Below are 26452 nucleotides of genomic sequence, written 5' to 3'. Positions count from 1 at the left end.
CTTATCTATTATAAAGCATTACCGTATAATTTTGAACTAAATTATTATCTCAGATTAAATAGGTAATAATTGCTACAAAATATTTGTCAGTAGTAGTATCAATATAAATTTATAACAAAATCCCAATATTTCCCACTAAAAATGCTAACTTTAATAAATTATGATTATCAAAAATCAATTATATTTTAATTGTCATGCAATATTTCATATTAACGGCTGAAGCATTGATTATGCTTCAGCCACAAATTGTTGTTATAAATATTCAAAGGGGTCTGTGTTTATCTCAGAAGATTCAATATTAAATATTTTATCTTCAATATTCAGCCAATCTTCTAAAAGATGGCATAGCCCTTCTCTCATTACATATTCACTGTAATGGTTGATATCTAATAAATTAACACCTGCGATTTTAGCGTCTAAAGCATCATGGTGTTTAATATCACCAGTCACAAAGATGTCAGCACCTTTCTGACTGGCAGCGTACTCAAATCCAATACCTGATCCACCTATTATAGCAACTGTTTCTATGTTTGCGTTGAGATCGCCTGAGAAACGTACACTTGGCATTTTCAATTGGTCTTTAACATGACTCACAAATTTTTTCACTGTCGTCACTTCTTTAAGTTTGCCTATCATGCCTAAACCATAATTCGCTTGTTTTGTAAGTTCTATAAAATCATAAACCGGTGTTTCATATGGATGGTGTTGTGTAATTAAGTCTTGTGTTAAAGTTCTTTGAGTATATTCAATCATAAATTCTAATTTATATTCTTGTACATGAGAAATTTGTTCTTTTTCACCGATATGTGGGTTTGCATTATCTACCGGCTTAAATTGACCAGTGCCAGAGCTTTCGAAAAAGCAGTATTGATAATCCCCCTCTTGAGCTACACCTGCTTCACTTAATGCTTCTTTAAAATCGCTTAAGTTTTCTTCAGGAATAAATACTTGAACTTTGTAATAAGGTATATTTTCAGGATTTAAAATCTGTTGTTTTTCTAAACCTAATTTATTAGCAAGCATCGCATTCACACCTTTTGGATAAACATCTAAATTAGTATGTAATGCAATAAGATTAACATCGTTTTTGATTAGTTTACGTATAATTAACCCATATCCTTCTTGTTGAGTAATATTTTTTATCCCTTTAAAAATAAGAGGATGATGACAAATTATTGTATTACAGCCTTTATTTAACGCTTCATCAACAATCTCTTTAGTACAATCAAGTGCTGTTAATATTCCTGTTATTTTGTTAGCTTTATCACCAATTAATAAACCTACGTTATCCCATGATTCTGCTGTATCAAATGGTACGTGTGTATTAATAGTTTTTAATAAATCATCTATAGTCATTTATAACACCTCATTAATTAGATTTAACTCATCATTAATTTCATCTAAACGTTTGGCATGTGTTTTAGGGTTTAAATTATTTTTTATCTTTAATAATGCTTCTTTTTCACGTTCCCATTTTTTGTTAAATAAATCATTTTTATCTTTAACTAATTCAGGTCCGAATTTTAATTCTATTTGAGTCATAGATGGTGTTTTTTCGAAATACTCAGCAACAATAATTTCATAGATATGTCCCTTTTCTTCCATAATTTCTTCAGCTATTATGCCATAATTTAATTCTACAAGCTTATTTCTAATGGCACTTGACTGTATATTACTTTGTAACACCAATCTCGGTTTACTGCATAATTTATTGGCGCCATCACCTATAATTTTAGCTATGAGCGGGCCACCCATGCCACATATAGTAATTGAAGTTACAGCATCTCCATCTTGTATAACTGTTAAACCATCACCTAATCGTACATCGATATGATGACTGAGTTGATGCTCGCTTACGTTTCGTTTAGAAGCATCAAATGGCCCTTTAATGACTTCGCCTGCAATTGCTTTTTTTGTTAATTTATTTTCTATAGCATAAATAGGTAGATAAGCATGATCCGAACCAATATCAGCTAAATATTCACCTTTAATATAGTTACTTACTCGTTTTAATCTTTGATTTAATGGAATCATAAAAATGCTCCTCTTTTAATATGTAAAAAAGGAGCGGAAGAGAAATCAAAATTTTCAATTTGATCTCGTATTCCCGCTCCCTGTATCACTGACTTGTTTTTAAAGCTATTAAATAGCGTATTGTACACTTCGTCAGCTATTGTACATGTGTACATAGAGACACTTCAACACTCGTTCAATACGTAGTTGATGCTTCAAGCACTAAAAATTAGTCCATAAAATCTTTTAGACGTTTGCTTCTACTTGGATGTCTTAATTTTCTAAGTGCTTTTGCTTCTATCTGACGAATACGTTCTCTTGTAACACCAAATACTTTACCAACTTCTTCAAGTGTACGTGTTCTACCATCATCTAATCCAAAACGTAAACGCAATACATTTTCTTCTCGATCAGTTAATGTGTCTAATACATCTTCTAATTGTTCTTTTAATAGTTCATAAGCTGCATGATCAGAAGGGCTTTGCGCTTCTTGGTCTTCAATGAAATCACCTAAATGACTGTCATCTTCCTCACCGATTGGCGTTTCTAATGAGACAGGTTCCTGAGCAATTTTCAGTATTTCTCTTACCTTCTCAGGAGGTAAGTCCATTTCTTCTCCGATTTCTTCAGGAGCAGGATCACGGCCTAAGTCTTGTAATAATTGTCTCTGTACACGGATTAACTTGTTGATTGTTTCAACCATGTGAACAGGAATACGAATTGTGCGGGCTTGGTCAGCAATAGCACGTGTAATCGCTTGACGAATCCACCACGTTGCATAAGTTGAAAATTTAAACCCTTTATTAAAATCAAATTTTTCAACAGCTTTTATTAATCCCATATTACCTTCTTGAATAAGGTCTAAGAATAGCATGCCACGACCTACGTATCTCTTTGCAATACTAACAACAAGACGTAAGTTAGCTTCGGCTAAACGAGATTTTGCAACTTCGTCACCTTGCTCAATTTTTTTAGCCAATTCAATTTCTTCTTGAGCGTTTAATAAATCTACTCGTCCAATTTCTTTTAGATACATACGAACTGGATCATTTATTTTTACGCCTGGAGGTGCACTTAAATCATTTAGATTCAGTTTAGAATCTTTATCAGAACTATCTTTTTCATTAACTAAACTAATATCGTTATCTGTTAATTGGTCAAATAGTTCGTCCATTTGGTCAGAATCCATTTCGAAGTTTTGTAATTTTTCAGCAACTTCTTCATGGCTTAGGTGCCCTTCTTTTTTACCTTTTTCAATTAATTGTTTTTTTACATCTTCTAAAGTTAGAGATGGGTCAATGGTTTGTTTTTTAACTTTAACTTTATTTCCAGACATGAAAAGGCCTCCCGAATATAATATCAACTTGATATTAAAATATTTTATAGATAAAATTAGTAAATTCTACTCAAAACATTGTATCGTATACACATTAAGTGATATAAACATACAGACAAATACATATTTTTCAATTCATTCTACTTTTATTATGATTTACAATTTTTTCTAAATAATATTTTTGCAGTTCTAAATCACCTAATCTTGATGCTTCTCGGAGCTTTTGATTAAGCGATTCAATAGTTTCTTCATTTCTATTAGTTGTCAGTGTATTTATATAGTCATCAATTTCATGTTCAAAAGGTTCTTCATTTATCAAATAGTTATCTAATGATATAAATGCTTCTTTAATTTCATTGGAATCAATGTACTGTAATACATCACTAATATTGAACGTATCATTTTCAGAGTAAAACTCGTGTAAAATATTAAATATACGCTTAAAATATTCATTTGTAAAGTCTTCTAATTGAAGTAATTTATGATAATTTAAAAAAGTGTCTTTATCATTCATAAAATGCTTAAGTAAAGCACGTTCTGCCTTCTCATTTTTGTTTAAATTATTAAATTGTGGCGCAGACGGTACATGATAGTCTTGAGGTTGATAATAATCTTGTTGCTGTCCTACTATATTATTTAGACTATCCGAGCTAACTTTAAACAATTCCGAAACTTCTTGCAATATCTTTTTCTGCAAAATAGTTGAACTCATATAAGAAATATCGTTAGTGATTTCCTTTAAATATCGTTCATATGCTAAATCATTATTTTCAATTTCATCTTGATGCGTATGAACTTTATAAATAATGAATGACTTTTTCTCATGTTCTACAAAGTAATTGAAGGCTTCAGCCCCATGTTTCCCAATATACTCGTCAGGGTCCATATCTTTAGGTAATTGCACTACAAACACATTAAACCCTTGTTGTAACAGTATTTGTCCAGTTTTTAATGTAGCTTCTGTACCTGCGTAATCCCCATCGAACATCAAAGTAACATTAGTTGTTAACTTTTTAATAAATGCTATATGTTCTTGTGATATTTGTGTTCCCATACTAGCAACAACTTGTTTGAGACCAGCTTGGTCAGCTTTAATAACATCCATAAAACCTTCTAATAAAATTAATTCATCAGTTTTTCTGATGGATTTTCTAGCGTGATCAACATTATATAGTAATCTACGCTTTTGAAATATTGGGGTTTCTGGACTATTTAAATACTTTGGTTCTTGATTTTTATACGTTCTACCAGAGTAGCCAACAGTTCGGCCTTGTGCATTTGTTAACGGAAACATAATACGATCTCTAAAACGGTCATAGTAACTAAAATTTTCCTCGTTTCGAGATAGCAACCCAGCCTCATATGCAAGTTGAATATCATACCCTTTTTTCTTTAAAAAATCATGGCAGAAATGTGAGTTGTTTGGTGCATAACCAATTTTCCTCGCATCGATCAATGCATCAGTAAAGCCTCGTTCTTTCAAATAATTTAAGGCGGCTTCACCTTCTACTGTTTTTTTCAGCGCATAATGATAATATTCTTGCATTAATTCATGCATTTCAATCATTTTTAAATCGTCTGATGCAACTTGATGTGAAACCGCTTGGTTTGAGCCAGAAGATTCTGTTTCAACTGTAATATTCACGCGCTCCCCTAATTCTTTAACAGCATCAGTAAAGGAAATGTCTTTAATTTCTTGTGTAAATTGGAAAACATTGCCTCCTTTTTTACAACCGAAACAATGACAAATTTGTTTATCTTCTGACACGGTAAAAGATGGGGTCTTTTCATCATGAAAAGGACACAAACCTATATAATTGCGTCCCCTTTTCTCTAACTTCACATACTCACTAACTAAGTCGAGTATATCAGTTTTTTCTTTTATTTCGTTGATTGTAGATTGTTCGATTCGCAAAATAATCACCTATTAGACATTAGTTACACTATTATAAATGTTTTATTTATTTTTTGAAACTATTTTGCTCGATAATACTAATAATATCATTTGCTGTTTCTTCAATCGCTTTATCCGATACGTCAATTACTGGACAACCTATCCTTTCAACTAAGTCATGGAAATAATTAAGTTCTTCTTCAATGCGCTGTTCTGTAGCATATCTCGCACTGTCCCCTAATCCAAGCTGCTTCAGACGTTCTTTACGAATTTTATTTAATTTTTCTTCACTGATTTTTAAAGCAATACATTTAGATGAATCAATATTAAATAGATCATCTGGTGGTGTAACCTCTGGTACAATTGGAATGTTCATAACCTTATAACTTTTATGTGCAAGGTATTGGGATAAAGGCGTTTTTGAAGTTCTTGAAATTCCTAATAACACAATGTCTGCTTTTGATAAACCTTTTGGATCTTTACCATCATCATATTTAACTGCAAATTCAATAGCATCGATTTTTTTGAAATAGGCTTCATCTAATTGATGAACAAGTCCCGGTTCAAAATAGGGTTGTTCATCAATTTTATCCAATAAAATATTCATCAATGGTCCCATGATATCTACAGATTTAATATTAAATTCACTGATTTTTGCTTCCATATATTTTCTTATTTCTGGTTTCACTAGTGTATAAACTACAATCGCTTCAGTATCTCTTGCGACAGAAATCACTTCGTCCACGTTTTCTAATGCTTCAATGTAAGGGTATCTGCTTATTTCACTGTCACATTGATTTGGATTAAATTGTGAAATACAGGCTCTTGCTACTAATTCTGCAGTTTCACCTACTGAGTCGGATGCGACTATTATTCTAATATTTTCCATTAATTTAATACCACCTATTCATTTAATAATGACACGAAGATTTTAGTTATCGTTGTTTTAGAAATGCGACCTTTAACTTCATATTTCCCATTTTCTTTTTTAACCACAATAGGCAAAGAATCGATTTCCTTTTCAATCATGAGATTCGCTGCAAATATTACTCTTTCGTCTTCTAAAACGAAACTTAAATTTGGCATGCGTGTCATGATAATATTCACGGGCATCGTATGTATATCTTCCCCAATCATTGACGCTCTCAATAAATCTTTACGTGAACAAACTCCCATAAAATCCCCGTTATTGTTAATTACAAACAGTGTACTAACATCTTCTAAAAATATAGTACATATCGCATCATAAACAGTCATCTCACTTTTTACTACTACTGGGTGAGATGCGTAATCTTTAACGACATATTGTTTTAGTTCATCGGCTATTAATTTATTTTTTGGTTTCCCAGAATAATAATAGCCAACACGTGGTCTAGCTTCTAAAATACCAGACATTGTTAAAATAGCTAAATCGGGTCTTAAAGTCGCGCGTGTTAAATTCAGCCGTTCAGCTATACGTTCACCAGTAATTGGGCCATTATTCTTCACAATTTCAACAATTTGTTGTTGCCTTTTACTCAGTTCTATAACGCTCACCCCTTTAATCAATTTACTCAATTATACATTGAATTTTAAATTGCTACAAATACATATATTTACTTGCTTATAAACCATCAATACATTAAAATTAGATTTAAAGCGAGTTAAGGATAGTGAAAGCTTAACAAAGATTAATGGCTACAACTAAATGAATTGTAAAAGCGAGTGTTCACACTAACTTGGGTGGAACCGCGGGTTAACAAAAATTCAGTAAACAAACACATATTTTGAATATGTGATTAAAAATGATTAACTCGTCCCAAGACACGGATAAAGTTTTATTTTTTCTGTGTCTTGGGACGTTTTTATGTTAAAGAGGAGTGTATTTTTTATGGCAAAAGATATGGAAACAATTGTTTCATTAGCGAAACATAGAGGATTTGTATTCCCTGGTAGTGATATTTATGGTGGTTTATCAAACACATGGGATTATGGTCCACTAGGAGTAGAATTAAAAAATAACATTAAAAAAGCATGGTGGCAAAAATTCATTACACAATCTCCATATAATGTGGGTATTGATGCTGCAATTTTAATGAATCCAAAAACATGGGAAGCATCTGGTCACCTTGGCAACTTTAATGACCCTATGATTGATAACAAAGATAGTAAAATCCGCTATCGTGCTGATAAAATTATTGAAGATTACATGGCAAATGAAAAAGGTGATGAAAATTTCGTTGCCGATGGTTTAAGCTTTGATGAAATGAAGCGCATTATTGATGAAGAAGGTATTGTTTGTCCTGTAAGTGGAACAGCAAACTGGACTGATATCCGTCAATTCAATTTAATGTTCAAAACGTTCCAAGGCGTAACTGAAGATTCTACAAATGAAATTTTCTTACGCCCTGAAACTGCACAAGGTATTTTCGTAAACTATAAAAATGTACAACGTACAATGCGTAAAAAATTACCATTTGGTATTGGTCAAGTAGGTAAGTCTTTCCGTAACGAAATCACACCAGGTAACTTCATTTTCAGAACACGTGAATTCGAACAAATGGAACTAGAATTCTTCTGTAAACCAGGTGAAGAAATAGAATGGCAAAATTATTGGAAAACGTTCGCAAGCCAATGGCTAAAAGATTTAAACTTAAGCGAAGAAGCTACGCGTTTACGTGATCATGATGCCGACGAGCTTTCTCACTATTCAAATGCAACTACTGATATTGAGTACCGCTTCCCATTTGGTTGGGGTGAATTATGGGGCATCGCTAGTCGTACAGATTTCGACTTGAAAAAACACAGCGAACACTCAGGTGAAGATTTCCAATACCATGATCAAGAAACAGGAGAAAAATATATCCCTTATTGTATCGAACCATCATTAGGTGCTGACCGTGTCACATTAGCATTCTTATGTGATGCTTATGATGAAGAAGGCGTTGAAGGTAGTAAAGATTCTAGAACTGTATTACACTTCCACCCTGCGCTTGCTCCGTATAAAGCAGCCGTATTACCATTGAGCAAAAAGCTTTCTGGTGATGCGATTAAAGTATTTGAAGAATTGAGTACTAACTTCTCTATAGACTTTGATGAGTCACAATCAATAGGTAAACGTTATCGTCGTCAAGATGAAATCGGTACACCATATTGTATCACTTTCGACTTTGATTCTTTAGAAGATGAAAAAGTAACTGTACGTGATCGTGACACTATGGAACAAGTTCGTATGCCAATTACGGAACTAAATGCTTTCTTAGCTGAAAAAGTTAAATTCTAATTCAGTTATAATATTACTTATAAATAAACCAAACGTTAAATATAACGTTTGGTTTATTTTAATATATTTAACACCTGAGTATTCGTACTAAGGTATTTTTGTGTAATGATTTTACTAAAATGGTAAGAATGAACAAAGAGTTTTGAATCAGTTTTTGTTGAACATTTAATATATTAGTCCATATCACTACTGTCGTTTTAATTGTTTTCACAGATAACAGAAGCTAGATTTGACAACTATAATTTAATTTTTATCTAATTTAATGGCTTCACTTCCCTTAAGCACCGAAAGTTTTATAGTAAACATAAGGTTGAAGCTTCTATCTCTCTATATCATCAATCCTTATCATAGACTTTTGATCCAATATATTTATAGTTTGTTAAAGTCAGACTTTTCTTATATTTGGATATATATCATTAAGTAAAAAGCTATAGCGTCTTTACTTTTGGTTGTTTATATGAACTATACTTAAAAATAAAAAAACACCCTAATACAAGATTATTATATCTTATATTAGAAGTGCTTTCATACTTAGTCTAATTTATGTTTATTCAGTTGATTTTTTTATGGAAATTGATAGGAGTCAATGCTTGTATGACGTAGTCAAGATAAATTATCTAATCTATGTAATTGATTGATTAGTTTTTGACTTTTAAAATACATCCCTACATATTCTTTATATAACAGGATCATTAATTCAGACATCTCATTAACAATATCATCATGAATACTAAGAGAACTCATTTGATTAATTGGTAATTTTTGAAGAATATCTAGTAAATAAAGTGTTTTATTAGATAAAACGAGTGCATGTGGATCTTGATATTTAACACCTTCAGAAATAGCACCATCATACTTAAAACTATATGCTATTAATTTGGACTGATCATCATTGCCAGTAATAGCACACTTATCAAATGTAGCATTAAATCCAAAACGGTCCATACATTTTAATAAAACAACTACAGACATCAGTTGCGTTGAAACACCATTTTTAATTTTGTCCAAAACAAAATGTAAAAGGTCATAGCTATATTTAGAAACTTCATCTGCTTCAAGTGAACGATCAATTGTTTCGGCACATAGACTAGCATAACTACTTTCGTAAATATCTAAACGAAGATTATAATTTTGTTCAATCACATCGACGGAGCTCAATGTCCCCATGCCTTTCCACTTAGAATAAATAAACAAGCCATACACAAATAATTGGGTGTTGGCTTGTAAACCACTTTTACTTTTTTTAGCTCGCCTTACCATTAAAGGTACCTTTGCGCCATGTTCATTCAAAATTGTTATAATTTTATCGGATTCGCCATAATCAACTGTTTTAATGATTATACCTTTTTGTTTAATCAACACAATAGCTCACCGACTTTCAAAAATTCTTTGCCCTAATCTTGATCTTCTAAATAGCCCATTTGCCGTATGAAGTTTATTTTGTTACGCCAATCTTTTTGAACTTTTACCCACAGTTCCAAATAAACTTTGGAGCCTAATAGACGTTCTATATCAAGACGAGCACGTTTACCTACTTCTTTTAACTTTTTACCGCCTTTTCCAATCACAATACCTTTTTGAGAATCTCTTTCTACGAAAATGGTAGCTTCAATTCTCACTCTATCTTCATCTTCTTTAACCATGCGATCTACGTTAACCCCAATAGCATGAGGTATTTCCTCGCTAGTCAAATGTAGTATTTTTTCGCGAATAAGTTCACCAACTACAAATTGTTCTGGATGGTCGGAAATTTGATCATCCGGATAATATTTAGGGCCTTCTGGTAAGTAAGATTTTAAAACATTGATAAAATGATCAACGTTGTGGCCTTCTAATGCTGAAATTGGAACAATTTCAGTGAAATCCAAATATTGCTTGTATTTTTCAATTCGTGGCATCAGTTCGTCTGGATGTACTAAGTCAATTTTATTCAATACTAAGAATACTGGTGTCTTAATGGTTTTGAGCATGTCCATAATGTACTCGTCACCACGACCGATATCTTCATTAACATTTACCATAAACATAATAGCATCAATTTCAGATAGTGTATTTGTAGCAACACGCATCATGTAATCGCCCAATTTATGTTTAGGTTTATGAATACCTGGTGTATCCAAAAAGATAATTTGAGCATCTTCTTGTGTCATAACGCCTTGTATTTTATTTCTCGTAGTTTGTGCCTTATCAGACATTATTGCGATTTTATGCCCAATTACTCGGTTTACAAATGTTGATTTACCAACATTCGGTCTACCTATAATCGAGATAAAACCTGATTTATGTTCTGTCATTAATTTAAATCCTTTCCTGAAAATCCTAATGGTAGTAGTTCATTTACTGTCGATTCTATCATATTGCCTTGATGGTTTGTCATATACACTGGCATATCATCATCACATAGTTCTTTCATTACCTGTCGACAAGCACCACATGGTGAAGAAGGTTCTTCTGCATCTACAGTAACAGTAATTGATTCAAAATCTCCTGGTCGATAACCGTCCGCAATTGCTGACACTAAACTAGATCTTTCTGCACATATAGACATGGGATAAGCAGCGTTTTCTACATTAGCACCATAATATGTTTTTCCATCCTTAGTCTTTAAATACGCACCAACCTTAAAATTACTGTATGGTGCATATGCATTTGCTTGAGCGTTTCTTACTTCTGTAAAATAATGTGATTGGTAAGTCATAGTTTATCTCCCCTATTTAATAATAAGTTATCCTCAAATATTTTAATTTTGTTAATTGCTATGTCTTTTTAGTATAAACAAATTTTCTAAAATTGCACTACTATTTAAATACATATGGTGAAAAAATAATGAGTCCTATAACTAAAGCAATGAGAGAAGCAAGAACAACACTAAAAGCAGCAACATCTTTAGCTTTTTTTGCCAAAACATGATAATCACTAGTAACTAAATCTACGACATATTCTACGGCAGTATTAATTGCTTCAAACGCGAGTACTAGACCAATTGAAATAATAATAAAAAGCCATTCTGTTTCGTTAATTTTAAAAGTAAAACCTGCGATAATCACTATTAAAGCTAATAAAAGATGTAATGAAAATTTATGATCTTTTCTTATCAGTACTAGCATACCATGAAAAGCATAACTAAATCGTTTCATATGCGCCTCTAATCTCTTGTTAATCCATAGGCATTAAGTATTTGTTCTTGTCGTCCGAACATCTCTTTTTCATCTTGTTCATTCATATGATCGTAGCCTAATAAATGTAAAAAACCATGTAATGCAAGAAAACCAAGTTCTCTTTCAAAACTATGACCATAATTATCTGCCTGTTCTTTCGCAACATCAGTACAAATTATTATATCTCCTAATACCCTTGGCATATCAAGCCCAGTTATTTCTGGTTCATCTTCTTCTAAAGCGAAAGAGATAACATCTGTTACTTTATCTTTATCGCGATACATTTTGTTAATTTCTTGAATTTCTTGTTTATCAACAAACGTCACAGACAATTCAGCTTCTTCTTCAATATTTTCTTGTTTTTTGGCAAAAGTAAGCAATTCATCTATTTGTGTTAACCATTCATTTTGTACTAACTCTGTATGATCACTAAAATCTATTGTAAACATTTATTCTTCTCCCTCATAACGATCAATAATTTTACTTACTAATGGGTGACGTACAACATCACTTTGGTCAAGGTTATGAATACTTAATCCTTTTACATTTTCTAGCTTTTTAATCGCTTCTTTTAATCCACTTTTAACGCCTTTTGGTAAGTCTATTTGTGTTTTATCTCCAGTTACTACCATTTTTGAACCGAAACCTAGTCTTGTTAAAAACATTTTCATTTGAGCATGCGTAGTATTTTGTGCTTCATCCAATATGACAAAAGCATCATCTAAAGTTCTACCTCTCATATAGGCTAACGGAGCAATTTCAATTATGCCTCTTTCTATAAATCTGGCTGTTTGTTCTCTTCCTAAAACTGTATTCAAACCATCATATAACGGTCTTAAATATGGGTCTACTTTTTCTTTTAAATCACCAGGTAAAAATCCTAATGATTCTCCAGCTTCAACGGCAGGTCTAGTAAGTACAATACGTTTCACATTACCCTTACGTAGTTGCTTCGCTGCATATACAACTGCCAAGAAAGTCTTACCAGTACCAGCTGGTCCTACACCAAAAACTAAATCATTATGGTACATTGCATTGACATACATACGTTGTCCCATCGTTTTAGCACGGATGGTTTTACCATATGCATCTTTAGTAATTTCGTCTTCATATAAATCTAATAAGTATTGAATCTTACCATTTTGTGCCATTTTCACAGCAGCCTCTACATCTTTAATAGATATAGAAACACCTTGTTGAATGACTTTCAGTAAGTTTATTAGCACAGATTCTGCTTTTTCAACATGCTCAACTTTCTCACCTTTTACAGAGATTTCTTGTCCTCGAGCATGCACAATGACATCAAAGCCTTCCTCAATTGATTTAAGATGTTCATCATTATTACCAATGAGTGCTTGCGCTTCGTTATTGTCATCTATTTGAATAATTCCAGGCATATAAGTACTCCTTTACAAATATATTCGTTACTTCTTATTTTATCCTATTAGATTTTAAGTTACAAAAAGTTTTTAATAAACAATAAATCATTTCAGATATTTATTCAGTTGAATTTTCATAATTCAAACTTACCATTCAAGTTACACCTTCATTATATCACGAAAATGGCTGATATTATTTTAAAGCGTATTGAATCGTAAGTGATTTCCACAATTTTAACAGAAGATTTACATTCTATCTAATTGAATAAATTAAGCAGTACGCAAATTGAGTAATTATTCAATAATAGTTAAAAATGTTTTATTTGTACAGTGTTTTGCAACAAAAAATAACGCCCTATAAAAACCTATATACGTTGATTTTTATAAGACGTTAAAATATGCAATTATAACCTTTTAGGTCTTTCCAGTACTTCAGACCAAATAATACCATTAACCACTTCATCATCGGCAAACCTAAACTGATCATTATTAGCAGGACTTTGAATAGCATGTGCATTCATTAATTGTTTCAAGCGAAACCTTTTTGTTCTTTCAGATAAGTATTTATCCGCAATGATTGCACGCGCTTTTTTCTCAGTTCTCTGAAGTCTTTTCTCGTTTTCACGGTCAATTTCAGTTCGAACATCTTGTATTTGTCCCATTAAATCAGCTTCAAGCTCTTTTTGTAATTTATCATCTTGTTGTTGTTGAGCTCGTTTTGCTTTATCTGCTTCAGTTTCATTATCTTTTCTTGTCTTACGCTCAGAACTTGGTGATTCCATTTTTTCTGCACGTGTTTCCGTTGGTGAAGATTGCGAACGTTCGGGTTGAGGCATTTGTTCAGGTTCTCTTCTTTGTGACGTAGGATCTTCGTTAATATGTTTTTCAATCTCTTTGAAAGTTTTACCTATTTCGTCCAAGAATCCACCTTTTTTCGGTTGCTCACCCTTACTATTTGGCCCTTTATTTACTGGTGGCTTTTGATTTTGTCTATCTTTATGACTATTATCATTAATAGCTCCGATTATTGTTACAATCACAGATATTACAAAAATAATAATACCTATATTCATTTAATCACCCCTAAAATTATTTATCCGGTGATTCGTCATCTTGTTGATTTGTACGTTGATTAATAGAATTTCTCATACCTGTATCTGCCTCAACATTTTTCAAGTTGTAATAATCTTTTACGCCTAAATTTCCAGAGCGTAAAGCTTCTGCCATTGCTAATGGTACTTCAGCTTCGGCTTCAACAACTTTAGAACGCATTTCTTGTACTTTCGCTTTCATTTCTTGTTCTTGCGCTACGGCCATAGCACGACGTTCTTCAGCCTTAGCTTGTGCAATATTCTTGTCTGCAAGTGCTTGTTCAGTTTGTAGGTCTGCACCGATATTTTTACTAATATCAACATCAGCGATATCAATCGATAAGATTTCAAACGCTGTACCAGAATCTAAACCTTTACTTAAAACAGTTTTCGAAATATTGTCTGGATTTTCTAATACTTCTGTGTGATGTTCACTTGAACCAATAGTAGAAACAATACCTTCACCTACACGAGCGATGATTGTTTCTTCACCAGCACCGCCAACTAAACGAGCAATATTAGCACGTACTGTAATACGCGCTTTGGCTTTTACTTCGATACCATTCATAGCAACACCAGCGATAAACGGTGTTTCTATAACTTTAGGATTTACTGACATTTGTACAGCTTCTAAAACGTCACGACCAGCTAAATCGATAGCAGCGCCACGTTCAAATGGTAAGTTAATATCCGCTCTTTGTGCTGCGATGTTCGCATCAACTACACGGTCAACGTTACCACCAGCTAAATAATGAGATTCTAGTTGATTCGTAGTTAAGTTAAGCCCTGCTTTATGTGCTTTAATAAGCGGTGAAATAACTTTTCTTGGTGATACTCTACGTAACCTCATACCAACCAATGTACCTATTCCTACTTTAACACCAGCCGCAATTGCTGAAATCCATAATCCGACTGGTACAAATGAAAATAATAACAATAATGCTATTACTACTATAGCGACAATAATAATTAATCCGATCATACTTTCTCTCCTTTATGATTCGTTTTCTCTTACAACAACTCTCGTACCTTCTACTTCTAAAATGGTAACTTGTTTATTTCTTAAAATAAAAGAACCATCAGAAACTGCATCAATACGTTCATTGTTATAAGTAATAATTCCTGCAGGTCTTAAATCAGTTGAAGTTGTTGCAGTTTGCCCAACTAAATGAGAGCGATCTTCGTGTGAAGTGTAGCCTGCTTCTGCATTTGTAGAATCTTTCAATACAACCTTGTCTAAAAATGGAATTTTCCGTTTAAATATCTTCACAAGTATCACCCATTCAATAATTGATAGTATTAATGCAACGACGACATTGGCAATCATATAAACTAAATTATCTCCTAAAGTAATAATACTAAAAACTATTAGTGCCATACCGATAATACCGATAACTGCGCCGACTACAAAAAGTTCAATTATTACAAATATAACGCCTATGCCAAATAAAATCACAGAATATAAATTGACATCTCCTTTTATATAAAATCCTAAAAAGAATATCAATAAAGTTAATGTGGCAACAATTCCTATTATGTTAATTTTATTTGAATACAATTGATATAAGAAACCTAAAAAGATAATACATGTTAAAATTAACGCAACTACTGGATTTACAATAAAATTAGCCATATCGTCAATCCAGTTTCCACTTTCAACAAAATTAGCTGAAAATATTGTATGTAAACTACTTGAAGGAATCACTCTATCACCTCGCTCTCAATCTAATTATACATGAAATTAATACTTGATTATAGCGTTTACAGCATAAAATTTCATAATCAATAAATTAATTTTCAAGCGTTTCTTGATTGTAAGGACATATTAAGAAACGCTAATAACTTGTAGTGGTAACTACTATCAATCATTAGCGTTATATACAAATTCAGGTAAAAATAATAGCCTTTAGTTGATTATCAACTAAAGGCTATTTTGGTTTATAATTAATGTTGGTGTTGAGGGAGTCAACGAAACAATTAATTATTTGAATTTACGTTTACGTGCAGCTTCTGATTTCTTTTTACGTTTAACGCTAGGTTTTTCGTAAAACTCACGTTTACGTACTTCTTGAATTGTACCGCTTTTAGAAACTGTACGTTTGAAACGACGTAACGCATCTTCAAGTGATTCGTTCTTTTTGACTACTGTTTTAGACATGTGTATTTCCCTCCCTCCAAATATCAACGAAACTTTATTATCATCACATGGCACTAACCATGTATAACTTAGTATAATATATCTGATTAATGTGGTCAATTAGTAAAATTTACATTTTTTTAATTTAACGTTTTTCTTAGACACCTTTTTAGCAGCATCCTAAAATCTTTTATAAATTATATTAATATTAGTAAATTTGTTATTAAGTTTAATATATTGCTTGAATTCAAAAATCCCACATAGGATTAATCTAACAGTTCTACTTCATAACTAATGGTACTTAGCACATATAGAGGCGCTGTTTCAGCTCTTAAAATCCTAGGACCTAACCCAACTTGATGTGAATTCTCACTAAATAATGCTAACTCTTCTTCCGCTAATCCACCTTCAGGTCCAAAAATCACTAGAACACGATCATTGGGCTGAAATTGTTTTATCATCCTTTTAAGGTTACTAACTTCACCTTGTTTGGCAGCATCTTCGTATGCTATCAAAATATAATCATATAAATCACTTTGTTGAAAAACTTCTTTTAGTGAGGCTTTATAAGCGATAGAAGGTATTGCTAATCTATAGCTTTGTTCAGCAGCTTCTTTAATAATTTTCTGCCAACGTTCTAATTTCTTAGTTACCTTACTTTCATTTAATTTTACAACGGAGCGTTTCATTCCTACAGCTAAAAATTCACTAGCACCTAGTTCAGTTGCTTTTTGTAACAACCATTCATATTTATCCGCTTTAATCAAACCACTACATATAGTAATGGTTTGAGGTAATTCTGAATCTATATCAATTTGTTCAACTAGATCGATTTCAATTTCATTAGTAGCTATATTGTTAATTTTACATTTATAAACAGATTGATCCGAAAAAGTGATAATAATTTCATCGTCAATTTGATACCTCATTACGTTTAAAATATGATGGATATCACCTTTGTCGATAATGGAAAAACGCTGAAGTGAATCAGCGTTTTGATTAATAAAGTATCTTTGCATGTCAATCGCTCACTTTCTGCCCTACAATACAGACCCAGCTATTTTCATGGTTAATAGACAACACTTTAAAACCCGTGTTTTCCATGTGCTCTACGATTGCTTTGTGTTTTTCTTCTATAATACCAGACGTAATAAAATAACCATCTTTATTCAAGGTATTATAAGCATCATCGATCATTTCTTCAATAATATGAGCTAGAATATTAGCAATCACAACATCAAATTTTTCAGTTTCTTCTTTTAATAAATTTCCAGTCGTGGCTTCAATTGCATGGTCACAATTATTTTTCTCAAAGTTCTCTTTAGCAACTCTTACTGCCATTTCATCTACGTCTAATGCCTTAATACGTTTTACACCTAATAAATGAGTAGCAATACTTAATATACCTGAACCAGTGCCAACATCAATAACAGCGTCACTTGGCTTCACATATGATTCTATTGCCTTTAAACACATACTAGTTGTAGGATGATCCCCAGTACCAAACGCCATTCCTGGATCTAATTCAATACATAATTCATTTTCGTCTTCTTTTTGATATGTTTCCCAACTAGGAACAATGGTGAACTGTTCTGAAGCTCTAAATGGATGGAAATAATTTTTCCATTCATTTTCCCAATCTTGCTCACGTAATGTTTGTTCTTCGTACTCAAAAAGTGAAAGATCCAGAGAAGGAACTTGTTCAATTGCATTAATGATTTCTGATTTTAACTTTTCTGTATATTTAATTTCATTGAAGTACGCTTTTATTCTTACACCTTTTTGAGGATAATCATTAGCATTTAATGCATAAATTTCACCAAATTTAACCTCAAACGCTTGTTCCAAATCTTTAGAATCCTCTATAACTACACCATTTGAACCAAAATCTTCTAATATATCAGAAATAATTGATGATGCCTCGTGATTAACGCTGATTGATACTTCAGTCCAGTTCATATATTATTCTCCTTTAAAGAATCTTTTAGCTTTATCTCTAAAATTTGACGGTTGTTCTGAAATTTCTTCGCCATCAATTTCTGCAAATTCTCTAAGCAATTCTTTTTGACGCTCACTTACTTTAGTTGGTGTAACTACTTTAATATTTATAAATAAGTCACCATAGCCATAGCCATGTACATTTTTGATACCTTTTTCTTTAAGTCGGAATTGTTTGTCTGTTTGAGTGCCTGCAGGAATAGTCAACATTACGCTACCATTTAGCGTTGGGACCTTAACTTCGTCGCCTAACGTTGCTTGGGCGATGCTAACATCAAGAGAATAATAAATATCGTCGCCATCTCTTTCAAATTTTTCTGAAGGTTTAACTCTAAAGACGATATATAAGTCACCTTGTGGCCCACCATTTTCACCTGGAGCACCTTCACCAGCTAGCCTAATTTGTTGTTCATTATCAACACCTTCAGGTATTGTTACACTGATTTTAACATTTTTGTTTTCAGTACCTTTTCCGTGACATGTTGGACATGGTTCTTCAAATTCTTGACCTGAACCACTACATACTGGACAAACTTTTTCAGTTCTAACTCTACCAAGTATTGTATTTTGTTCAACAGAAACATGACCAGCACCACTACAATAATGACATGTTTTTTTCTTAGTACCAGGTTTAGCACCTTCACCATCACATGTATGACAAGTAACATCTTTACGTATTGAAATTTCTTTCTCGCTACCAAAAACTGCTTCATCAAAAGTAACAGTCATTGTATATTGTAGATCGTCACCTTTTCTTGGTGCATTTGGATCACGTTGTTGTCTGCCGCCTCCGAAGAACGAACTGAAAATATCTTCGAAACCGCCGCCTCCGAATCCGCTAAAGTCTTGACCACCAAAGCCTTGGCCACCAAAACCACCTTGTGGGCCGTCATGACCAAATTGGTCATAATTAGCACGTTTATTGTCATCACTTAAAATTTCGTATGCTTCTGAGATTTCTTTAAACTTCTCGTCAGCACCTTCTTCTTTATTTATGTCAGGATGGTATTTCTTTGATAATTTACGATAAGCCTTTTTAATTTCATCTTTAGAAGCGCTTTTACTAACACCTAAGACTTCATAATAATCTCTTTTGGCCACTGTTATCTCTCCTTTTACGGTTTTATTAAATCTTTTATAAAAAAGGAAAAAGTCAAAGCCAATGTTCAATTGACTTTGACTTAATTTGGCTAAGCAATTGTGTCATATATTTCTATTAATAACAATTAATTAGTCCATGACTACACTTATTTTTGCTTATCTTCGTTGTCGTCATCTTTAACTTCTGTGAAATCTGCATCTTCAACATTGCTGTCTTGAGAAGCGTTTGCATCTTCACCTTGAGCTTGTTGTTGAGCTTGTGCAGCTTGTTCGTAAACTTTAGTTGATAAGTCTTGGACAACTTGTTCTAATTCTTCTTTTTTAGCTTTGATATCTTCTATATCTTCGCCTTCAAGCGCAGATTTTAATGCTTCTTTTTTATCTTCAGCATTTGTTTTATCTTCTTCGCTGATGTTTTCACCTAAATCAGTGATTGTTTTTTCAACTTGGAATACTAAACTATCTGCTTCATTTCTCAAATCACTTTCTTCGCGACGTTTTTTATCTGCTTCCGCATTTTCTTCTGCATCTTTAACCATGCGATCAATTTCATCGTCTGAAAGTGCTGAGCTTGATTGTATTGTAATGTTTTGTTCTTTGTTAGTACCTAAGTCTTTTGCAGTAACGTTTACAATACCATTTTTATCAATATCGAATGTAACTTCGATTTGAGGTACACCACGAGGTGCAGCTGGGATATCAGTTAATTGGAATCTACCAAGTGTCTTGTTATCTGCTGCCATTGGGCGTTCACCTTGTAATACATGAATATCAACTGCTGGTTGGTTATCTGCAGCTGTAGAGTAAACTTGTGATTTTGATGTTGGAATTGTAGTATTTCTTTCAATTAGTGTATTCATACGTCCACCCATAATCTCAATACCTAATGATAATGGTGTAACGTCTAATAATACTACGTCTTTAACATCACCTGTGATAACGCCGCCTTGAATTGCTGCACCCATTGCTACAACTTCGTCAGGGTTAACACCTTTATGAGGGTCTTTACCTACTTCTTTTTTCACTGCATCTTGTACTGCAGGGATTCTTGTAGAACCACCAACTAAGATAACTTCATCGATATCAGAGCTAGATAAACCAGCGTCTTTCATTGCTTGACGAGTTGGTTCCATAGTTCTTCTTATTAATGAATCTGCTAATTCTTCAAATTTAGAACGAGTTAGTGTAAGTTCTAAGTGTAATGGACCGCTTTCTCCAGCAGAGATAAATGGTAATGAAATTTGTGTTTGAGAAACACCAGATAAGTCTTTTTTAGCTTTTTCAGCAGCATCTTTAAGACGTTGTAAAGCCATTTTATCTTTTGATAAGTCTACGCTGTTTTCTTTTTTGAACTCTGCTACTAAGTGATCAATAATTACTTGGTCAAAGTCATCCCCACCAAGTTTATTGTCACCTGCTGTTGAAAGTACTTCAAATACGCCGTCACCTAATTCAAGGATTGATACGTCGAAAGTACCGCCACCTAAGTCAAATACAAGCACTTTTTGATCTTGTTCTGTTTTGTCTAAACCGTAAGCTAATGCAGCTGCAGTTGGTTCGTTAATAATACGTTCAACTTCTAAACCAGCAATTTTACCAGCATCTTTAGTAGCTTGACGTTCGCTGTCGTTGAAGTATGCAGGAACTGTAATAACAGCTTTATCTACACTTTCGCCTAAGTAGTCTTCTGCTGTACTTTTTAGGTTTTGTAATACCATTGCTGAAATTTCTTGTGGTGTATATGATTTACCTTCAACGTCTACTTTGTAATCTGTACCCATATGACGTTTGATAGATTGAATTGTATTAGGGTTAGTGATTGCTTGACGCTTAGCAACTTCACCTACTTGAGTTTCATCATTTTTAAATGCAACTACAGATGGAGTTGTTCTAGCACCTTCAGGATTTTGAATTACTTTTGGCTCATCGCCTTCTAATACTGCAATACATGAATTTGTTGTACCTAAGTCAATACCTATTACTTTACTCATAAATAAATTCCTCCTGTTATGTTTGAAAATTTGGTGTTTTCAACAATAAAATAATTTATTGGTTTACTTTAACCATTGAAGGTCTTAAAATTCTTTCTTTCAATTTATAACCACTTTGTAGCTCTTCAGTAATTTGTCCAGATTCGAAATCAGGATTATCATCTTGAACTACAGCTTGGTGGAAGTTAGGATCAAATTGTTGACCTTCAGTTTCTATTTTTTCTAAACCATTATTTTTCAATGCATTTAATAAGCTTTCATGAACCATTTCGACACCTTTTTTAAGTGATTTAAACTGTTCATCTTCGCCATCAATTTGTAAAGCACGTTCAATGTTATCTATTGTTGGTAAGATATCATTTAAAACATCTTGTGCTTTATACTCTTTCATTGTTTGGTTTTCTTTTTGTATTCTACGCTTATAGTTTTCAAATTCAGCGTATAATCTTAAATATTTTTCTTCATTTTCTTGAACATCTTTTTTCAATTGTTGAATTTCTTCATCTTTAGGATCTACGTCTTCTGAGATATTTTGTGAATCGTCCTCCTGCAGATTATCTTGTGATGTTTCTGTAGTTTCGTCAGTGTTTTCAACCGTATTATCTTCTGAAGTTTGTTCATTTACGTCTTCGTTTTGGTCGAAAACTGATTCATTTTTTTCTGTCATTGTCTGCCCTCCAATACAATTGTTAATTACCAAATCGTATTTAGTAATCTGATTACGTTCTGATAATTCATTGCCGTTGGTCCGATAACCGCAATTTGACCTTTAAGTCTATCATCAATGTGATATTCACTTGTAACAATTGAAATATCACTTAAACTTGATTCAATTTCATGACCAATTTTGACATTAATAGCTGAATTAGACATTTCATCAAGTAATTGTATGATTTTATTTGATTCTATATATTGTAGAATCGGTTGAATTGATGATACGTTCGTTTCATTCAACGCATCTATAAGTTTAACCTTTCCGCCCATAAAAATGCCATTACTTTGATTATCAAAATGAATATCTATTGTATTCAACATGTCTTTTATAAAATCTTTTTCAATATCTGATTTCACAAAAGCATTCAAGTCATTTTCGAAATGGTGATTATTCCATTCGTTATATTTAGCAGTAACAAAATTAGAAATGTTTGTAAGTTCATTATTTGATAATGGAACTTGAGATGCTAAATGTAAGTTTTCAACATGACCTGATGAGAATACAACAACCATTATAACCAAATAAGCATTTGCTCTAAACAAATGAATGTTATTAACAATATCTTTTTTATGATTTGGACGCATTACCAACGTTGTATACTGAGATTGATTTGAAAGTTCATTTGCAAAATCACTGAGTGAAGTCGCAATATCATAGTGATTTTCAACTAATAAATCTCTCAAACGTTGAATTTTAGTTTGTTGTTGATGAGATGTTTCTTGTAATAATTGATTCACATAATATCTGATACCTGATTCTGAAGGATATCGTCCTGACGACGTGTGCGTCTTCTCTATTAGTTCGAGAAGCTCTAATTGCTTCATCTCATTCCTAATAGTAGCAGGACTAACATTCAATTTATGCCGTTCAATCAGTGTTTTTGAACCAATTGGCTGACCTAAATCAACATAATCTTCAACAATTGCATTTAGTATGCTCAATTGTCTATCGCTAATCATGTTTTCACCTCATTAGCACTCTTTTGTTTCAAGTGCTAATTATAATTTATCAAATTGGTCAAAGTAAGTCAATGTTAAAGCACTGGATTTTTATAAATTTTTATACATTAAGCAAAAATGATTCAAACACTAAGTTTCCGACGACTTTTCCACGATCAGTCATAGAAATGTAGTCATCTTTTTCAACGATAAGTCCTTTTTGAGTTAAATCTTTAAGCGACTTCTCATAAACTTGCTCAACTGTTTGATCAAATTTTTCAAAAAACCTATTTTTACTTACACCTTTATTCATTCTCAAACCTAAGAACATTTCTTCTTCCATTTGTTCTGTTTTTGTTGGGTAAGTTGATTGTAAAATAGGTCTTTCATTGTTCTTTATTTTTTTTATATAGTGATTTACAGGATTAACATTACTGTAACGTTCGCCATTCACATAGCCACTTGCACCTGCACCAAAACCATAATACCCTTCATTTTTCCAATAAACTTTATTATGTTCCGATTCATGGCCTACTTTCCCAAAATTTGAAATTTCATATTGATGTAAATCAGACTTATTCATTCTCTCAATTAGATATTCATACATTTCTTCACCAATATCTTCATTAGGAATTTTCAACTTACCTTTTTTATACATATTATAAAATTGTGTTTTAGGTTCCAATATAAGCCCATAACTTGAAATGTGATCAATATCCATGGCCAATGCTTTTTCTAAACTATCCTTAAAATCCTCTAACGTTTGTTGTGGTAAATGGTACATCAAATCTAAACTTATAGAAGGAATACCTACAGCACGCGCATTAGAAACAGCTCGGTAGATATCAGTAGTATGATGCGTTCTACCTAATATTTCTAAAAGTTCAGGTTTGAACGTTTGTACACCCATAGATAGTCTGTTAACACCAAAATCTTTCAATAATTGAACTTTTTCAAGTGTCAATTCATCTGGATTAGCTTCAAAACTAAATTCGCCTTTAATTTCGAACGTATCAGTAATTGCAATTAGTAATCGCTTGAGTTGTTTATAACTTAAGGCTGTCGGTGTTCCGCCACCTACAAATACAGTTTCTAAAACTCTAACCTCGCTATCGCACATCTCTTTAATTAAGCAATCTAAATATTCATCCACCGGTTGATTGTATATAAAATATTTATTGAAATCGCAATATGTACATATTCTTACACAAAATGGAATATGGATATATGCACTTTTCACTTCCATATTGCGTGCACCTTCTTTCATTTATTGAATACTTAAAATAATCACAAAAACTGGGCCATAAATCTTTTGGATTTAAGGCCCCTATTTTTAATTTATATTAATCTTCGTCCATCTTAAGTACTGCTAAGAAAGCGTCTTGAGGAATTTCTACATTACCTACTGCTTTCATTTTAGCTTTACCAGCTTTTTGTTTTTCTAGAAGCTTTCTCTTACGAGTAATGTCGCCACCATAACATTTAGACAAAACATTTTTACCCATTGATTTAATATTCGTTCTTGCTACGATTTTTTGCCCTACAGCTGCTTGTACAGGAACTTCGAACTGTTGTCTAGGTATCAGCGTTTTAAGTTTCTCAACTAAAGCTTTTCCTCGATCGTATGCAAACTCTTTATGCACGATAAAGCTTAAAGCATCTACTTTCTCACCATTTAACAAGATATCCATCTTCACTAGATCACTTTCTTTATTATCGATAAATTCATAATCGAATGAAGCATACCCTTTAGTATTAGATTTTAACTGATCAAAGAAATCAAACACTACTTCTGATAATGGAATCTCATAAATGATATTCACACGGATATCATCCATATATTCCATATTTATAAATTGACCACGTTTGCGTTGACATAACTCCATTACTGCACCTACATAGTCGTTAGGAACCATCATAGTCGCGCGCACAAATGGCTCATATATTGTTTCTATCTTATCTCTATCAGGCATGTTCGCAGGGTTGTCCACCGTGACTTCATCACCTGTTTTTAAGATGCATTCATAAATAACTGAAGGCGCTGTGGCAATAAGTTCTATTCCAAATTCACGCTCAATACGTTCCTGGATAATTTCCATATGCAACATACCTAAGAAACCTGTACGATAACCAAAACCTAAAGCTTGTGATGATTCAGGTTCAAACTCTAACGAAGCGTCATTTAATTGTAATTTCTCTAGAGCTTCTCTTAAATCATTATAATCTTTGTTATCAATTGGGAATAGACCACAGAAGACCATTGGATTCATTTTCTTATAACCTTGTAATGGTTCGGCCGCTGGTCTATCGGCATGTGTAATTGTGTCCCCTACACGTGAATCATCTACATTTTTAATGCTAGCAATGATGTAACCAACATCACCGACAGTCAATTCATCAACTTGTAATTGCTTTGGTGTATTGATACCAACTTCAGTCACTTCAAACGCTTTACCAGTTGCCATCATTTTAATGCGGTCGCCTGCTTTTACAATACCTTCCATTACCCTGATAGAAGATATAACCCCTCTATACGGATCATATTCCGAATCGAATATAAGTGCTTTTAGAGGTTCTTCTGGATCACCTTCAGGTGGTGGTACTACTTCAACGATTTTCTCTAAGATATCTTCAATACCAATATTTGATTTTGCACTTGCAAGTACCACATCATCTTTATCGATACCGATAACGTCTTCTAATTCTTGTTTCACTCGTTCAGGTTCTGCCGCTGGCAAATCTATTTTATTGATAACTGGCAGTAATTCTAAATCATTATCAAGTGCTAAATACACATTCGCTAAAGTTTGTGCCTCTATACCTTGTGCCGCATCCACAACTAATATAGCACCTTCACATGCTGCAAGTGATCTAGACACCTCATAAGTAAAATCGACATGCCCTGGTGTATCGATTAAGTGGAACGTATATGTTTCCCCATCTTTAGCATCATATTTTAAACGTACTGCATTTAATTTAATTGTTATACCGCGTTCTCTTTCTAAATCCATAGAATCCAATAGTTGAGACTGCATGTCTCTAGTCTCGACTGATTTTGTATTTTCTAAAATCCTATCAGCTAACGTAGATTTACCATGGTCTATATGTGCGATAATGGAAAAGTTTCTAATATTTTTACGTCGATTATAGCGTTCTTGTTTATCCATGTATTATCCTTCTCACTTTCATAATTCTAGCCCGTAATATGTATGACATTCTTTGATATAATAACGTTTTTAGTAGTTAATTGCAAACTTGCAAAGTATTTTAATAGTAATACTTATTAAGTCATAACATTTTTAAAGAGATTTTGAATTGAACTTTTATGTTACTTTTTTATCTTTCTATCATATATTGTATCATTTATGTCTATTTTACGCGCCTTAGATAAATAAATGATTGCAGAAAGTTGCTTGTTTTGATAAAATATTTCTTGTTG

General features: G+C 32.7%; 25 protein-coding genes. 1 reads left to right on the top strand and 24 read right to left on the bottom strand.

Going from position 1 to position 26452, the window contains the following annotated elements:
- Positions 1 to 252: 252 nt before the first annotated feature.
- The 6 genes from LG295_RS06885 to LG295_RS06860 all read right to left on the bottom strand — a co-directional run bounded on the left by LG295_RS06885 (position 253) and on the right by LG295_RS06860 (position 6779).
- Positions 253 to 1356 carry a Nif3-like dinuclear metal center hexameric protein gene (locus tag LG295_RS06885; RefSeq protein WP_404476807.1) on the bottom strand — a complete coding sequence of 368 codons (1104 nt, stop codon included), beginning with the start codon at positions 1354 to 1356 and terminating at the stop codon, positions 253 to 255.
- The gene (locus LG295_RS06880) at positions 1357 to 2034 is read right to left on the bottom strand and encodes a tRNA (adenine(22)-N(1))-methyltransferase TrmK (protein ID WP_107531636.1); all 678 of its coding nucleotides are present in this window, start codon (positions 2032 to 2034) and stop codon (positions 1357 to 1359) included.
- Between the two features lie 208 nt (positions 2035 to 2242).
- Positions 2243 to 3349: an RNA polymerase sigma factor RpoD gene (rpoD, locus tag LG295_RS06875; RefSeq protein WP_017724596.1), complete on the bottom strand. Its 1107-nt coding sequence runs from the start codon at positions 3347 to 3349 to the stop codon at positions 2243 to 2245.
- Between the two features lie 130 nt (positions 3350 to 3479).
- Positions 3480 to 5264: a DNA primase gene (dnaG, locus tag LG295_RS06870; protein WP_107558330.1), complete on the bottom strand. Its 1785-nt coding sequence runs from the start codon at positions 5262 to 5264 to the stop codon at positions 3480 to 3482.
- A gap of 46 nt (positions 5265 to 5310) precedes the next feature.
- Entirely contained in the window at positions 5311 to 6132 is an 822-nt protein-coding gene (locus tag LG295_RS06865; protein ID WP_107530692.1) for a pyruvate, water dikinase regulatory protein, read from the bottom strand.
- Between the two features lie 14 nt (positions 6133 to 6146).
- On the bottom strand, positions 6147 to 6779 hold the full coding sequence (locus tag LG295_RS06860) for a helix-turn-helix transcriptional regulator (protein ID WP_107555997.1): 633 nt from the start codon (positions 6777 to 6779) through the stop codon (positions 6147 to 6149).
- Between the two features lie 334 nt (positions 6780 to 7113).
- On the opposite strand from LG295_RS06860, the gene LG295_RS06855 reads away from it, so the two are divergent.
- The gene (locus LG295_RS06855) at positions 7114 to 8505 is read left to right on the top strand and encodes a glycine--tRNA ligase (RefSeq protein WP_107530693.1); all 1392 of its coding nucleotides are present in this window, start codon (positions 7114 to 7116) and stop codon (positions 8503 to 8505) included.
- Between the two features lie 603 nt (positions 8506 to 9108).
- Here LG295_RS06855 and recO read toward each other — a convergent pair.
- The 18 genes from recO to lepA all read right to left on the bottom strand — a co-directional run bounded on the left by recO (position 9109) and on the right by lepA (position 26180).
- Positions 9109 to 9867 (bottom strand): DNA repair protein RecO, encoded by a 759-nt coding sequence (gene recO / locus LG295_RS06850; RefSeq protein WP_107558331.1) that lies wholly within the window; start codon positions 9865 to 9867, stop codon positions 9109 to 9111.
- Positions 9868 to 9899: 32 nt separating this feature from the next.
- Entirely contained in the window at positions 9900 to 10799 is a 900-nt protein-coding gene (era, locus tag LG295_RS06845; RefSeq protein ID WP_326020282.1) for a GTPase Era, read from the bottom strand.
- Entirely contained in the window at positions 10799 to 11203 is a 405-nt protein-coding gene (gene cdd, locus LG295_RS06840) for a cytidine deaminase (RefSeq protein ID WP_107558332.1), read from the bottom strand. Before cdd ends, era begins: the two co-directional genes overlap by 1 nt.
- 100 nt (positions 11204 to 11303) lie before the next feature.
- Positions 11304 to 11642, bottom strand: a complete 339-nt coding sequence (locus tag LG295_RS06835) for a diacylglycerol kinase family protein (protein ID WP_107530697.1) — start codon at positions 11640 to 11642, stop codon at positions 11304 to 11306.
- 8 nt (positions 11643 to 11650) lie between these two features.
- Complete coding sequence (gene ybeY / locus LG295_RS06830) at positions 11651 to 12112, bottom strand: rRNA maturation RNase YbeY (protein WP_107530698.1); 462 nt, start codon at positions 12110 to 12112, stop codon at positions 11651 to 11653.
- Entirely contained in the window at positions 12113 to 13060 is a 948-nt protein-coding gene (locus LG295_RS06825; RefSeq protein ID WP_107558333.1) for a PhoH family protein, read from the bottom strand.
- Between the two features lie 386 nt (positions 13061 to 13446).
- A complete protein-coding gene (locus tag LG295_RS06820; protein ID WP_107530700.1) occupies positions 13447 to 14115 on the bottom strand; it encodes a hypothetical protein in 669 nt (222 codons plus the stop codon).
- A gap of 16 nt (positions 14116 to 14131) precedes the next feature.
- On the bottom strand, positions 14132 to 15115 hold the full coding sequence (floA, locus tag LG295_RS06815; protein WP_017724608.1) for a flotillin-like protein FloA: 984 nt from the start codon (positions 15113 to 15115) through the stop codon (positions 14132 to 14134).
- A 12-nt stretch (positions 15116 to 15127) separates the two neighbouring features.
- Positions 15128 to 15766 carry an NfeD family protein gene (locus tag LG295_RS06810; RefSeq protein ID WP_216652801.1) on the bottom strand — a complete coding sequence of 213 codons (639 nt, stop codon included), beginning with the start codon at positions 15764 to 15766 and terminating at the stop codon, positions 15128 to 15130.
- 348 nt (positions 15767 to 16114) lie between these two features.
- Positions 16115 to 16291 carry a 30S ribosomal protein S21 gene (gene rpsU / locus LG295_RS06805; protein WP_002483157.1) on the bottom strand — a complete coding sequence of 59 codons (177 nt, stop codon included), beginning with the start codon at positions 16289 to 16291 and terminating at the stop codon, positions 16115 to 16117.
- A 245-nt stretch (positions 16292 to 16536) separates the two neighbouring features.
- A complete protein-coding gene (locus LG295_RS06800) occupies positions 16537 to 17289 on the bottom strand; it encodes a 16S rRNA (uracil(1498)-N(3))-methyltransferase (RefSeq protein ID WP_107530702.1) in 753 nt (250 codons plus the stop codon).
- A gap of 1 nt (position 17290) precedes the next feature.
- On the bottom strand, positions 17291 to 18229 hold the full coding sequence (gene prmA, locus LG295_RS06795; protein ID WP_326020286.1) for a 50S ribosomal protein L11 methyltransferase: 939 nt from the start codon (positions 18227 to 18229) through the stop codon (positions 17291 to 17293).
- Between the two features lie 3 nt (positions 18230 to 18232).
- Positions 18233 to 19369 carry a molecular chaperone DnaJ gene (dnaJ, locus tag LG295_RS06790; protein ID WP_107530704.1) on the bottom strand — a complete coding sequence of 379 codons (1137 nt, stop codon included), beginning with the start codon at positions 19367 to 19369 and terminating at the stop codon, positions 18233 to 18235.
- 146 nt (positions 19370 to 19515) lie between these two features.
- Positions 19516 to 21360 carry a molecular chaperone DnaK gene (gene dnaK, locus LG295_RS06785; RefSeq protein ID WP_017724615.1) on the bottom strand — a complete coding sequence of 615 codons (1845 nt, stop codon included), beginning with the start codon at positions 21358 to 21360 and terminating at the stop codon, positions 19516 to 19518.
- 55 nt (positions 21361 to 21415) lie between these two features.
- Positions 21416 to 22027, bottom strand: coding sequence for a nucleotide exchange factor GrpE (gene grpE / locus LG295_RS06780; protein WP_107530705.1), 612 nt, complete (start codon positions 22025 to 22027; stop codon positions 21416 to 21418).
- A gap of 26 nt (positions 22028 to 22053) precedes the next feature.
- The gene (gene hrcA, locus LG295_RS06775) at positions 22054 to 23034 is read right to left on the bottom strand and encodes a heat-inducible transcriptional repressor HrcA (protein WP_107530706.1); all 981 of its coding nucleotides are present in this window, start codon (positions 23032 to 23034) and stop codon (positions 22054 to 22056) included.
- Positions 23035 to 23134: 100 nt separating this feature from the next.
- On the bottom strand, positions 23135 to 24259 hold the full coding sequence (hemW, locus tag LG295_RS06770) for a radical SAM family heme chaperone HemW (RefSeq protein ID WP_107530707.1): 1125 nt from the start codon (positions 24257 to 24259) through the stop codon (positions 23135 to 23137).
- 97 nt (positions 24260 to 24356) lie between these two features.
- Positions 24357 to 26180: a translation elongation factor 4 gene (gene lepA, locus LG295_RS06765; RefSeq protein ID WP_107530708.1), complete on the bottom strand. Its 1824-nt coding sequence runs from the start codon at positions 26178 to 26180 to the stop codon at positions 24357 to 24359.
- Positions 26181 to 26452: the final 272 nt, after the last annotated feature.

Origin of the sequence: Staphylococcus pseudoxylosus (genome assembly GCF_044794325.1) — a bacterium.
Classification (GTDB): Bacteria; Bacillota; Bacilli; order Staphylococcales; family Staphylococcaceae; genus Staphylococcus; species Staphylococcus pseudoxylosus.
The sequence above is the reverse complement of the archived record's forward strand: the minus strand, read 5'-3'. Positions and strand labels throughout refer to the sequence as shown.

Bases quoted from the DNA above. Each gene is read 5' to 3' on its own strand.
- LG295_RS06865 (WP_107530692.1), bottom strand. From the start codon at position 6,132: ATGGAAAATATTAGAATAATAGTCGCATCCGACTCAGTAGGTGAAACT.
- dnaK (WP_017724615.1), bottom strand. From the start codon at position 21,360: ATGAGTAAAGTAATAGGTATTGACTTAGGTACAACAAATTCATGTATT.
- rpsU (WP_002483157.1), bottom strand. From the start codon at position 16,291: ATGTCTAAAACAGTAGTCAAAAAGAACGAATCACTTGAAGATGCGTTA.
- grpE (WP_107530705.1), bottom strand. From the start codon at position 22,027: ATGACAGAAAAAAATGAATCAGTTTTCGACCAAAACGAAGACGTAAAT.
- hrcA (WP_107530706.1), bottom strand. From the start codon at position 23,034: ATGATTAGCGATAGACAATTGAGCATACTAAATGCAATTGTTGAAGAT.
- LG295_RS06855 (WP_107530693.1), top strand. From the start codon at position 7,114: ATGGCAAAAGATATGGAAACAATTGTTTCATTAGCGAAACATAGAGGA.
- hemW (WP_107530707.1), bottom strand. From the start codon at position 24,259: ATGGAAGTGAAAAGTGCATATATCCATATTCCATTTTGTGTAAGAATA.
- ybeY (WP_107530698.1), bottom strand. From the start codon at position 12,112: ATGTTTACAATAGATTTTAGTGATCATACAGAGTTAGTACAAAATGAA.
- LG295_RS06885 (WP_404476807.1), bottom strand. From the start codon at position 1,356: ATGACTATAGATGATTTATTAAAAACTATTAATACACACGTACCATTT.
- LG295_RS06810 (WP_216652801.1), bottom strand. From the start codon at position 15,766: ATGGCTAATTTTATTGTAAATCCAGTAGTTGCGTTAATTTTAACATGT.
- rpoD (WP_017724596.1), bottom strand. From the start codon at position 3,349: ATGTCTGGAAATAAAGTTAAAGTTAAAAAACAAACCATTGACCCATCT.
- LG295_RS06825 (WP_107558333.1), bottom strand. From the start codon at position 13,060: ATGCCTGGAATTATTCAAATAGATGACAATAACGAAGCGCAAGCACTC.
- cdd (WP_107558332.1), bottom strand. From the start codon at position 11,203: ATGACTTACCAATCACATTATTTTACAGAAGTAAGAAACGCTCAAGCA.
- LG295_RS06820 (WP_107530700.1), bottom strand. From the start codon at position 14,115: ATGAATATAGGTATTATTATTTTTGTAATATCTGTGATTGTAACAATA.
- era (WP_326020282.1), bottom strand. From the start codon at position 10,799: ATGACAGAACATAAATCAGGTTTTATCTCGATTATAGGTAGACCGAAT.
- LG295_RS06800 (WP_107530702.1), bottom strand. From the start codon at position 17,289: ATGCAAAGATACTTTATTAATCAAAACGCTGATTCACTTCAGCGTTTT.
- lepA (WP_107530708.1), bottom strand. From the start codon at position 26,180: ATGGATAAACAAGAACGCTATAATCGACGTAAAAATATTAGAAACTTT.
- LG295_RS06880 (WP_107531636.1), bottom strand. From the start codon at position 2,034: ATGATTCCATTAAATCAAAGATTAAAACGAGTAAGTAACTATATTAAA.
- LG295_RS06835 (WP_107530697.1), bottom strand. From the start codon at position 11,642: ATGAAACGATTTAGTTATGCTTTTCATGGTATGCTAGTACTGATAAGA.
- prmA (WP_326020286.1), bottom strand. From the start codon at position 18,229: ATGAACTGGACTGAAGTATCAATCAGCGTTAATCACGAGGCATCATCA.
- floA (WP_017724608.1), bottom strand. From the start codon at position 15,115: ATGATCGGATTAATTATTATTGTCGCTATAGTAGTAATAGCATTATTG.